Annotated in this window: 14 protein-coding genes; 6 read left to right on the top strand and 8 right to left on the bottom strand. The window is 68.8% G+C overall.

Annotated features, from left to right (window positions below; genetic code table 11):
• A partial coding sequence (locus GJ629_RS11195) for a CARDB domain-containing protein (RefSeq protein ID WP_197428563.1) occupies positions 1 to 1,759 on the bottom strand: 1,759 nt, incomplete at its 3' end.
• Between the two features lie 294 nt (positions 1,760 to 2,053).
• Between GJ629_RS11195 and GJ629_RS11190 the strand changes: the two genes are divergently transcribed.
• Complete coding sequence (locus tag GJ629_RS11190; protein WP_370515877.1) at positions 2,054 to 2,806, top strand: ribonuclease H-like domain-containing protein; 753 nt, start codon at positions 2,054 to 2,056, stop codon at positions 2,804 to 2,806.
• A gap of 12 nt (positions 2,807 to 2,818) precedes the next feature.
• Here the strand turns inward: GJ629_RS11190 and GJ629_RS11185 are convergent, their stop codons facing one another.
• From GJ629_RS11185 to GJ629_RS11175, 4 genes are read right to left on the bottom strand one after another with little or no spacing between them, the layout of a single operon-like run.
• Positions 2,819 to 3,409 (bottom strand): rhomboid family intramembrane serine protease, encoded by a 591-nt coding sequence (locus GJ629_RS11185; protein ID WP_157513136.1) that lies wholly within the window; start codon positions 3,407 to 3,409, stop codon positions 2,819 to 2,821.
• Between the two features lie 33 nt (positions 3,410 to 3,442).
• A complete protein-coding gene (locus GJ629_RS16270; RefSeq protein ID WP_197428562.1) occupies positions 3,443 to 3,580 on the bottom strand; it encodes a hypothetical protein in 138 nt (45 codons plus the stop codon).
• A complete protein-coding gene (feoB, locus tag GJ629_RS11180) occupies positions 3,577 to 5,457 on the bottom strand; it encodes a ferrous iron transport protein B (RefSeq protein WP_157513135.1) in 1,881 nt (626 codons plus the stop codon). Before feoB ends, GJ629_RS16270 begins: the two co-directional genes overlap by 4 nt.
• Positions 5,454 to 5,684 carry a FeoA domain-containing protein gene (locus tag GJ629_RS11175; RefSeq protein WP_157513134.1) on the bottom strand — a complete coding sequence of 77 codons (231 nt, stop codon included), beginning with the start codon at positions 5,682 to 5,684 and terminating at the stop codon, positions 5,454 to 5,456. Before GJ629_RS11175 ends, feoB begins: the two co-directional genes overlap by 4 nt.
• A gap of 76 nt (positions 5,685 to 5,760) precedes the next feature.
• Here GJ629_RS11175 and GJ629_RS11170 point away from each other — a divergent pair, with 76 nt between their 5' ends.
• Together GJ629_RS11170 and GJ629_RS11165 are read left to right on the top strand one after the other, a co-directional pair.
• On the top strand, positions 5,761 to 6,198 hold the full coding sequence (locus tag GJ629_RS11170) for a DUF123 domain-containing protein (protein WP_370515876.1): 438 nt from the start codon (positions 5,761 to 5,763) through the stop codon (positions 6,196 to 6,198).
• Positions 6,199 to 6,258: 60 nt separating this feature from the next.
• Positions 6,259 to 6,723 (top strand): FxLYD domain-containing protein, encoded by a 465-nt coding sequence (locus tag GJ629_RS11165; protein ID WP_157513132.1) that lies wholly within the window; start codon positions 6,259 to 6,261, stop codon positions 6,721 to 6,723.
• Between the two features lie 12 nt (positions 6,724 to 6,735).
• On the opposite strand, the gene GJ629_RS11160 is transcribed toward GJ629_RS11165, so the two are convergent.
• Positions 6,736 to 6,897, bottom strand: a complete 162-nt coding sequence (locus GJ629_RS11160; protein WP_157513131.1) for a hypothetical protein — start codon at positions 6,895 to 6,897, stop codon at positions 6,736 to 6,738.
• Between the two features lie 90 nt (positions 6,898 to 6,987).
• The gene (gene azf, locus GJ629_RS11155; RefSeq protein ID WP_157513129.1) at positions 6,988 to 7,755 is read right to left on the bottom strand and encodes an NAD-dependent glucose-6-phosphate dehydrogenase Azf; all 768 of its coding nucleotides are present in this window, start codon (positions 7,753 to 7,755) and stop codon (positions 6,988 to 6,990) included.
• Between the two features lie 89 nt (positions 7,756 to 7,844).
• On the opposite strand from azf, the gene GJ629_RS11150 reads away from it, so the two are divergent.
• From GJ629_RS11150 to GJ629_RS11140, 3 genes are all read left to right on the top strand, one after another.
• Positions 7,845 to 8,186, top strand: coding sequence for a dihydroneopterin aldolase family protein (locus GJ629_RS11150; RefSeq protein WP_157513127.1), 342 nt, complete (start codon positions 7,845 to 7,847; stop codon positions 8,184 to 8,186).
• Positions 8,187 to 8,244: 58 nt separating this feature from the next.
• Complete coding sequence (locus GJ629_RS11145) at positions 8,245 to 9,291, top strand: hypothetical protein (RefSeq protein ID WP_157513126.1); 1,047 nt, start codon at positions 8,245 to 8,247, stop codon at positions 9,289 to 9,291.
• Between the two features lie 139 nt (positions 9,292 to 9,430).
• The gene (locus GJ629_RS11140) at positions 9,431 to 9,838 is read left to right on the top strand and encodes a DUF5790 family protein (protein ID WP_157513125.1); all 408 of its coding nucleotides are present in this window, start codon (positions 9,431 to 9,433) and stop codon (positions 9,836 to 9,838) included.
• Here the strand turns inward: GJ629_RS11140 and GJ629_RS11135 are convergent.
• Positions 9,839 to 10,506 (bottom strand): creatininase family protein (locus GJ629_RS11135; RefSeq protein WP_157513123.1); only part of this gene is annotated, 668 nt, incomplete at its 5' end.

The following is a 10,506-nucleotide window of genomic DNA, read 5'->3' as shown; positions in this document are numbered from 1 at the left end:
GCGAGGGGTTGTTCCGGATGGCGTCGCTGTCGCGCTCGTTGTAGTACGTCAGCGCGTCGAAGAGGTCGGCGACCCCGTTCCCGTCGACGTCCTCGTATCGCCCGTCGTCGTCGAGGTCAGCCGCTGGGTTGCCCCCGGTGACGACGGGACTGGGTTCGGTGACGACCAGTCGGCCCTCGCCGCCGGTCGCCACCTCGTACTCGACGGTGCCGTCGGTCAGCGTCGCGCCGGCGACGGTGAGATTCGTCTCGCCCGCGGCGACACCGGAGAGGGTGACGGTGGCGAGGACGAGTCCCTCGGTAGCGTCCGCGCCGTCGGCGTAGGAGGCGGCAAGCGACGCGGAGCCGTTGTCGGCCCCGATAGCTGTGGACTCGGTGGTCGCGCCCTCGCCCGGCGCGATGTCAGCGACGCTCGCCGTCGTGTTGTTCGTCAGCGAGACGGACAGCGACAGGTCGGTGACCGGGCCGTCGGCGGTGGAAACCACCTCGTAGGTGGCGTTCGATCCGGCCGCGACCGAGGCGTTCGACGGTTCGATCCCGACCGTCGCCTGCGGTTGCTCGTCCGTGACGGTCAGTTGGGCGCTCCCGAACTGGTCGATAGTGTACTCGCTGGACTCGTTGGTCAGCGTCGCACCGGTGACGTCGAGAGTCGTCTCGCCGGCGGCCTCGCCAGTCAGGGTCACGGTCCCGACAGTGAGACCGTCGCTCGCGTCCTGGTCGCTGAGGTATCCGATCTCGAGGCCGGCCGTCTCGTTGTCGGCGCCGACGGACGCGTCGGGGAACGCGGCGTCGCCGTTGGGCGACGCGCCGGTAATCTGTGCCGTCGTGGCGTCGGTCAGGCCGACCGACACCGACGCGCCCTGGATCCCGTTTGCGGCGGTCGCGACCACGTCGAAGGTGGCCGACCCGCCACTCGCGACGGAGGCGTCCGTCGGCCGGAGATCGACGGTGACGGCCTCGGGCGGGTCGGTCACCTCGAAGCTTCGGGTCGCGCTGTCGTCAGTCGTCGTGAGCGTGTAGGAGTGGCTCCCGGTCGACAGCGAGGCGGTGTCGACGTCGAAGGTGAGCGTCCGGCTCTCGTCGACGGCCAGCGAGACGGTCCGGGCGTCGGTCTCACTCCCGTCGACGGCGAAGGAGACGGTCGCGTCGGTGGCGGCGTCGCCGGTGTTCTCGACGGTGGCCGAGACGGACGCCGTCGACCCCTGCTCGACCGAGCCGAGGTCCGCGAGGCCGGTCACGGTCACGGTCGAATCGGGCGACTCGACGGTAAGGCTCCCGCCGTCGACCGTTCCGATGTCGTAGTCGTCCCCGCTCTCGTTCTGCACCGTGACATCGGTGAGGTCGATACTGGTCTCGCCGGCCACGTCGCCGGAGAGTTCCAGCGTGGCAACGGTAGGCGTCGTGCTGTCGAAGGATGCCCCGCCGCCGCCGACGGTGACGGTGTCGTTGTCCGGGCCGTAGGACGTCTCCGGGAAGGTGGGAGAGCCCCCGAGCGTCACGTCAGTGATGTCGGCGACGGACCCGTTGGGAAGCGAGGCGTTGAACTGGTAGGCGCTGACCCCATCGGGCGCGTCGACGACGACGTCGACGGTCGTCGTCCCGCCGACGGTGGTGTTCGTCGTTCCGGGGTCGACGCTGACGGCCGCGGTGGCGGTCGCCGAGCCGTCCGGCGCGGCGGCGACGGGGGCCAGCGCGGGGCTGGCGAGCACCGCCGCGGCCACGACGAGGACGAGTAATCTGCGGGTGGGGGAGGGTGTCATATCGCCTACTTTCGGCGTGGACTGCATAGCTCTGGTGGCGGTAGTGGTCAGATAAGCACCGAGCAGAGGGCCTGTTTCTGCCGGTCGAACAACCGGACCCTGGTGGAATGAAAGGGCGAGGGCAGTTCCGGGAACCCCGACGACGTAAGCACTGCAGGCCGCTTGCGGTCGAAGCGCGCAGCGAGTCGCGGGACCGGAACTGGCCGAGGGCTTTCTATCGCTTCTCACTCTTATTTTAACACTATGCTGGTGGCAGCCGCGAGGTTCATATCGCCCCGGGTCTCAGTGGGTGGTGTGCGCGTCGAGAACAGTTTCATCCCGGTCGAGGGCGTGGGCGAGACGACCGAACGACGGCTGTGGCGCGAGGGGATTACCCACTGGGAGGCGTTCGACCCCAGCGTGGTCGGGCCGACGACGGCCGACCGCATCGAGTCGTTCATCGCGGACGCGCGGCGACGGCTCGAAGACGGCGACGCCGACTACTTCGCGCGGTCGCTCCCCAGCGCCGAACAGTGGCGGCTGTACGAGTCCTTCCGCGAGAGCGCCTGCTTTTTCGACATCGAGACGACGGGGCTTGAGTCGTCCAGTAGCGTGGTGACGACCGTCAGCGCCCGGCAGGGCGGCGAGACGACGACGCTCGTCCGCGGGCGCGACCTCACTGCCGACGCCCTCTCGTCGCTGTTCGCCGACGCCGACGTGCTCGTGACGTTCAACGGCAAGCGCTTCGACGTCCCCTTCCTCGAGGACTGTTTCGACGTCTCGCTGTCGGACAAGCCGCATCTGGACCTGATGTACCCCTGCCGTCGGCTGGACCTGACGGGCGGGCTCAAAACCGTCGAGCGGGAGTTGGGCATCGACCGCGACCGGCCCGACATCTCCGGGCGGGAGGCGGTCCGCCTGTGGCGGGAGTACGAACGCGGTGACGAGGCCGCCTTAGAGATACTGGTCGAGTACAACCGCGAGGACGTCGACAACCTCCAGCCGTTGACCGAAACGGTCAGCGACCGCCTCCACCGCTCGGTCGTGCCCGAGGACTGCCCACTGTAGCGTCGGGGGCGCTCAGTACGGTGTGGGCTCGGCCCGACTCGTCCGCAGGAGGTGACTGCGGCCGGCCAGCAGGCCAACCAACAGCCCGCTGAAGTGGGCGACGATGGCGACGTTGCGCCCCTGTCCGAGCGTGAACACGGTGACGACGGCGGCCACCACGAGAAACAGCGCCAACTGGGCGCGGGCGGGAATAGCGACGCCGCGGAACGTCCGGTCGGCCAGTCGGTTACTGGACAGCAGGTAGCCCAACATTGCGAAGATGGCGCCGCTGGCGCCGACGACGGCCGGGAACGCCGCGCCGAGGGCGGCCGCGACAGCGACCTCCGCGATTCCCGAGAGCGCGCCCGTCGTAAGGAAGAAGGCGTAAAAGCGGGCGGGAGAGGTCTGGCGCTCCAGCAACAGCCCGATGACCGCGAGCGCGAGGAGGTTCGAGACGAGGTGTGGGAGGGTACTGTGAGCGAACACGCTGGTCACCAGTGTCCACGGCCGCTCGCCCACCGGCCAGACCAGCGCGAGTTCGGCCGGGGAGAACCAGACGGCTTGGAGGGCGTAGACGGCGACGGTGACGACGACGATGTTCAGCGTCGGACTCAACCGTCCCATACTCAAGCCTCGGGCCGAGCGACAATGAAAGCTTCAACTCCGGAAGAACAGGCCCGAACAGCCGCCACAGTCCCCACAAGAGACGCCCTCGCAGTCGAGGCGGGTCCCACAGCGGGGACACTGCAGGCCCCGAGCGGGGTCGAACTCGTAGCCACAGTCGGGGCAATTCATAGTATCACCGCCAGCAGGCCGCCGACGCCGAAGGCGACGGTCCAGGAGCCGAGCCACATCGCCAGCGCACTGCGGGCGTCTCGCTCCTTGAGGATCACCGTCATCGAGAGGATGCAGGGGACGAACAGGGTGATGACCACGAGGCCGACGAACACCTCGGCGGGACCCAGCGCCACGTCGGTCATCCCGGCCGCGGCGAAGTCACGGCGGATGAGTCCCAGAATCAGGACGCGCCCGAACTCCTGTGGGAGACCGAGCAGCCCCGTCACCGGCGACAGCGCCCGCTGGATGGCCGCGAGGCCGCCGACGTACTGCAGGCCCGAGACGACGACGGCCGTCGCCCCGAACAGCGGAATCGCCTCCCGGAGGAACATCTTCGTCCGGCTGTGAGTCTTCCGGAGGAGGTTGCCGGCCCGCGGGAGGCGCATCCGCGGCAGTTCCGTCACCAGCGGCGTGCTCTCGCCGGGCAGCGTCCGGTCGAGGAGGAGGCCGGCGACGCCGAGGACGACCAGCAGGACGCCGAGATAGCCGAACCACCAGACGATGCCGAGACCGGCGAGTAGACCCATGATGACCCCCAGCTGTGCCGAACAGGGGATAGCGAGGCCCAGAAGCGCCGTCGAGATGAGCCGCTCGCGCCGGGAGCCGACCATCCGCGTCGTGATGACCGCCATCGTCACACAGCCGACGCCGACGATCATCGGAACGATGGCGCGGCCGTTCAGCCCGACGCGTTCCAGCCCCCGGTCGGTGAGGACCGCGAGCCGCGGGAGGACGCCCGAGTCCTCAAGCAGGCTGATGACGAAGTAGAAGGCCACGACGAGCGGGAGGAGGACGCCGAGCATATACTGGACGGTAACCGTCAGGAGGCCGAGACTGTCGTTGAGCAACAAGAACTCCAAGGGCTCGGCCCACCCGGCGTCGGGGAAGAGACCGCCGACGGCGGACTCGACCGCGGGGTTGTAGTACTCCCCGAAGACGACGACCTCCAGAAAGTCGACGAGGCGCTGGGCGACGAGGTCACCGATCACGTAGTAGATGCCGCCGAGCATCGCCAGCGCCAGCGGCGTCCCAGTCAGCGGGTTCAACAGCAGGTCGCTGAGCCACTCCGCCCGGGAGGACTCGCGGTCCTCGCGGGCGGAGACGTCGTCGGCGATGCCCTCGACGCGGCGGCGGCGGTGGGCGTAGACGTCCTCGCGTCGCCCGACATCGGCCAGCGGCGGCGCGCCGCCGTCGGCGACGATGTCGCCCGTGGGCACTCGCTCGGCGGTCGGTTCGTCGCCCTCGACCAGCAGCGTCTTCTCCGCGCGGGTGGCCTCGACGTCGTCGGGTATCTCGTCGAACCACCGACTGACGGGCGTCGAATCCGGGGCGCAGGCCTCGTCGACGCGCTCGCGCAGGGTGTCGATGCCCGTCCCGTCGACGGCCACCGTCGGGACGACCGGGACGCCCAAGCGGTCTTCGAGGGCCTCGGCGTCGACGGCGACGCCCTCGGCCTCGGCCTCGTCCATCATATTCAGCGCCACGACCGTCGGGACGCCCATATCAAGCAACTGGAGGGTGACGAACAGGTCCCGCTCTATCTGGGTCGCGTCGACGACGTTGACGACGGCGTCGGCGTCGAGGACGATGTCGCGGGTGACCCGCTCTTCCTCGTCGAAACTGGAGATGCCGTGGACGCCCGGCGTGTCGGTCAGCCGCCGGCCGTCGAAGGCCGCCTCGGTGGTGTCGACGGTCGTCCCCGGGTAGTTCGAGACGTCGACGTACCGGTCGGCCAGTGCCCCGAAGACGACGCTTTTGCCGACGTTCGGACAGCCGACGAGCGCCACCGTCTCCTCGGCGTCGACGTCGGGCGCACGCGTCTCGTGACAGCTCATCGTTCCTCCGCCGGCGTGACCTCGATTGCGTCCGCGAGGTCGGCGCCCAGTGCCAGTTCCGTGCCGTTGCGCCGCAGGACGACCGGCCCCTTCCGGAGGCGGTGTCGACACTCGACCGGCCCGTCGAGCAGTCCCAGTCGTAACAGCCGTGCGCGGACGTCGTCGTCGGGGACGCGCTCTATCGACACCGACGCCCCCGGGTCGACGTCTCCCAGTACACCCGTCATTTAGGTAAACCTAAACAGAGACGTGATAAACCCCGACCGGTCGTTCCCAGCGGTTGAGAACGGTGGGGGTTTGGGAGTGGGCCGCTCAGAGTGGACCGTGACCGGCGGCACCTACACCCTCCTGATCGAACTGCCCGCGGCCGCGACGCTCACCTTCGGCGCGGCCGGCGAGTACGCCCTCGACCCGGGGTGGTACGCCTACACCGGGTCGGCGCTGGGCAGCGGCGGCTTCGCCCGCATCGACCGCCACCGCCGCGTCGCAGCCGGCGACAACGACGCCCGCCACTGGCATATCGACTACCTGCTCGGCCACCCCGGGAGCCGACTGGCCGACGACGTCCGGTCGAACGCCGACATCGAGTGTGGCGTCGCGTCGGCGCTGGACGACAGCCTCGCGCCCGTCGGCGAACTCGGGGCCTCCGATTGTGACTGTGCGACACATCTCCACTACGCGGCCGAGCGGCCGCAGTTGACCGACGCGGTGCGGCGCGCCCACGGGACGGCCCGGCGCTGAGTTATCAGCCCGTATAATCGGGCGCGTAGCTTTATCGCGTACGTCGTGGGATGGGTACGTATGCAACAGTACAGACGGGCGTTTCTCGGAACGGCGGCCACCGCGGTCGGACTCGGCCTCGCCGGGTGTTCGGAAGACGACACCGGCGACGCCGACGATGGGGACGCGGACGAGGCAGACGAGGAACCGGACGACAGCGGTGACGACAGCACCGGTGACGACAACAACGGTGCCGGCAACGGCGACACCGGACAGCCCGACATAGAGATTCTCGACCACTCGTTCTACCAAGAGGAGTTTACCTCGGGCGTCCGCGGGACGGCCGTCAACAACACCGACGGGGAACTCTCCTACGTCGAGGCGAACGCGACGTTCCTCGACGCCGACGGCACGCAGATCGGTGAGGGACTGGACAACGTCACCGACCTCGCCGCCGGCCGCGAGTGGGAGTTCGACTGTATGTTCCTCGGGGACGATCCGAGCCGGATCGCGGAGTACGAGATCGAAGTGTCCGAAGGGTTCTGAGGGGGCGTCGCCTCACGGCTCCGCCCGCAACGCGTCGACGACGGCCTCGCCCGTGACGACGAGTCGCCAGAGGAGATAGCCGAACACGACCAGCAGTACCACCGCGACGCCGAGGAGGAACTGCCCGAGAAACACCGTCGAGTACACCACTCCGAACACCGCCGTGAGTACCACCAGCACGTCCGCGACTGGCGAGCGGGAACTGAACTCGGCTATAATTAACGTCTCCGACGGGGAGAAAATATGCGCTTTGGCTCCGGGCGGTCACTCCTCGACGACTTTCTCCTCGCCGTCGAAGTGCGCGGAGTTGTCCTGCGGATCGTAACCCAGCGCTTCCCGGGCGCGCTTGATGGAGTAGTACTTCCGGTCGTTGTCGGAGATACCGTAGACGATTTCGAAGTCGTAGTCGGCTTCCAGCGCGCACTCGTGGATGTGCGCGCAGTCGGGGTAGGAGAGCCACATCGCCTGTCCGCGCTCGTAGTCGATGGGCGGGTGGTTCTTGGTGAGGTTGCCGATGCGGATGTTACAGACGGAGATGCCGTAGGTGTCGTGGTAGTAGCGGCCAAGCACCTCGCCGGTGGCCTTGGAGACGCCGTAGAGGTTGCCGGGGCGGGGCAGTTCCTCGCCGTCAAGCAGGAACTCGTCGTCCTCGCGGTACATCTCGGGGGTGCGCTGGTCGGTCTCGAAGGCGCCGACGGCGTGGTTCGAGGAGGCGTAGATAAAGCGGTCGACGCCGCTGTCGACGGCGGCCTCGTACATCTTCTGCGTGCCGTCGATGTTGTTCTCGAGGACGCTATCCCACGACGCCTCGGGGCGGGGGTCACCGGCGAGGTGGATGACCGCGCCGACGCCGTCGACGGCCGCCCGGACCAACGCGTCGTCGGTGACGTCGCCGATCATATACTCGTGGTCGGGTTCGTCGTCCGGGGGGCTGTGGTACAGCAAGCGCCACTCGTAGCGGTCCTCGAGACCGTCGAGGACGGCCTCGCCCACGCGACCGCCGGCACCCGTGAGGAGAACGGGATCGTCCATTCAGGTGTACATCTGCGACCGGCCAGTAAGTAAGATACGGTTTGGCCGCCGGCGAAGGCGGTTTGGGTCCCCGGGCCGACGGTCGGGGTATGCCCACAGAGAGCGAGGCACTGGCCTTCGAGGCCGGCGTGAAGTTCGGATCGCTGTACCACCAGTTCGCGGGGACGCCCGTCAGCCCCGAGAGTGCGGACTCACTGGCGACGGCGATGGAGGAGGCCATCGAGAACCAACCGTACTGCGAGTCGGTGACCGTCGACGTCAAGACCGACGCCCTCCGGGCGGCAATCGAGGCGGGCGGGGCCGACTACACGGAACTGACGGGGGAGTTCATCGACGTCGAAATCGTGCTGGAAGACGGCGACCGGGAGGCCCGCGCGACGATGGCGATGGAGGACGGCTACCCGCTGATGCGGCTGGTCGACGTCGAGTGACTGCGGGCGGTACAGACCGCGTCAGGGATTTTTGTGCGCTGGGGGCGCAGGGAGACGTATGTCCCTGTACGTCCTCGACCGCATCGACGACGCCGTCTCGCTGATGCGCTCGCTTTTGTTCCCGTTCTCGGCGTGGCTGTGGCTGAAACTGACCGTCGTGCTGGCGTTCGTCGGAACGGCATCCGGGGGCGGGAGCAGTCTCTCGGTCGTCTCGAACGTCCCGTCGTTCGGGGCGTCGCTGTCGGAGGTGCCCGGCGGGACGGTGTCACTGCCCGGGCGGATTCCCGAGGGGGCGCTGCTGGTCGGTGCCATCGCCGTGGCCCTCGTCGTCGTCCTCGGCCTCGTCGTGGGCTACGTCGGGGCCGTGATGGAGTTCGTGTGGCTGTCGGCGCTCCGGGAGCAGGAACTGTCGCTCCGGGCGGCGTTCGGCCGGTCCTTGCGCCGTGGCTGGCGGCTGTTCGCCTTCCGGTTCGTCCTCGGAGCCATCGGCGTCCTCTCGGTGGCCGCGACGGTCGGCCTCCTCCTGTGGCCGGAGCTATCGGCGCTCGCCGCCGGGGACGGTATCGAACTCGGGGCGTCGCTGTTCGGCCGCGGACTGCTCGCGGTGACCGTCGCAGGCGTCGTTATCGCCGTCGTGGGGCTGCTCCACGGGACGACCACGGAGTTCGTCGCGCCGATTATGCTGCTCGAAGACGTCGGGACCGTCGAGGGGTGGCGGCGGTTCTACCCGACGCTCCGGGAGGACATCGTCCAGTACGTCGCGTATCTGGGCGTGGCGTTCGTGCTGCGGGTGCTGACGGCCGCCGGCGCGGGCACTGTCGTCACCGTCGTCGTCACCGCTGTCTCCATCCCCTTCGCCCTCGCGGGGGTCGTCCTGCTAGCGGGGGCGTTCGCGGCCGGCGGCCTCTCACCGGCCACCCTTGCCATCGGCGTCCCGCTGTTGATCCTCTATCTGGCGGTCGTGGCGTGTTGCTCGGCGGCCGTGTTCGTCCCCGTGCGGGCGTTCCACCGCTATCACGGGCTGCTCGTCCTCGGCGACACGAACGACCGGTTCGACGTGCTGGCCGAGCGCCGCGCGGACCTCGGCCCCGACTTCGAGAGCTGAGAGTGTTTATTGTCGGTCATTTCGATATCGACCGCCCGCATTCGGGCGGTCACACCGGTAAACAGCGACAATAAACACGATGAGTTTCACTTTCACTTTCGGGCGTGGGTTTAAACACCGTGCTGGCGAATCACACGGTATGAGTCAGGCCACTCTGGACGACGACGAACTGTTCGACGAGGCGGCGGACGATATGCGGGCCGACGTCGAGAGCAGTCTCGACGCCGCGCACGAGGCCCTCCCCGCCGCGGACGACATCTGGGAGGTCGACGCCGACAACACACTGGGCGTGCTCAACGGTCTCAAGGGAGCCTTAGACGTCGGGGACGCCGAGGACCACCTCCGGGACGCGAAGAAGTGGTACACGATGGGCGAACGGGCCGACGCCTTCGAGGACGCCGAGGACCTCGCCGACGCCATCGAGGAGATGGAAGGCACGATCGCCGACATCGAGGCCGCCCACGAGTCGGTGGGCGACCTCGCCAGCACGCTCCCGTCGCTCCGGGGCGCGCTGGAGGACGCGGCCGAGGACGAGGACGACGACTGATCAGCGGTGGGGCGGCGGTGCGGTGTCCCGCGCCGCGACGCGCTCTACTATCTCGACCAGCGCTGCCGTCGCCGCCTCCAGCAGTGCCTCGCCCAGTTCCGCGTCGCCCGCCCGCGGGTCGCCGACGTTGCCGGCCTCGCTGAACGACGCGAAGTCGAACGCGAGGTTCGTCCCGTGTTCGAACTCGCCGAATGCCTCCCCGGCGCCCTCGGCGGCCGCGTCGAGTTCCTCCTCGTCGATCAACTCGGGCGCTAGCGCCCGGACGACGGCCGTCTCTGCCGGCCCGCCGTGGCCCAACTCGACGCCGTGGGCCGCGAAGTCGACGGCGTCGAACCACGTGAACGGGACGGCGTAGGCCGCCTCGCGGCGGCTGATCGTCCCGCAGACCTCCCGGAGAGCGTCGCTGTTGCCGCCGTGGCCGTTGACGACGACGACGCGGGAGACGCCGTGGCCGGCGAGGCTGGCGACCGTCTCGCGGACGTAGTCCCGGAAGGTGTCGGGTTCGACCCACAGCGTCCCGGTGAACTGGCGGTGTTCCTCGGAGATGCCGATGGGGACGGCGGGCGTGACGAGGGCGGTGCCGTCGTAGGCCTCGGCGGCCCGGTCGGCGATGGCTTCGGCGCTGAGCGTGTCGGTCCCCATCGGGGCGTGGGGGCCGTGCTGTTCGG

Source organism: Halapricum sp. CBA1109 (assembly GCF_009741825.1).
Lineage (GTDB): Archaea > Halobacteriota > Halobacteria > Halobacteriales > Haloarculaceae > Halapricum.
This window is presented reverse-complemented; position numbering and strand designations above follow the sequence as displayed.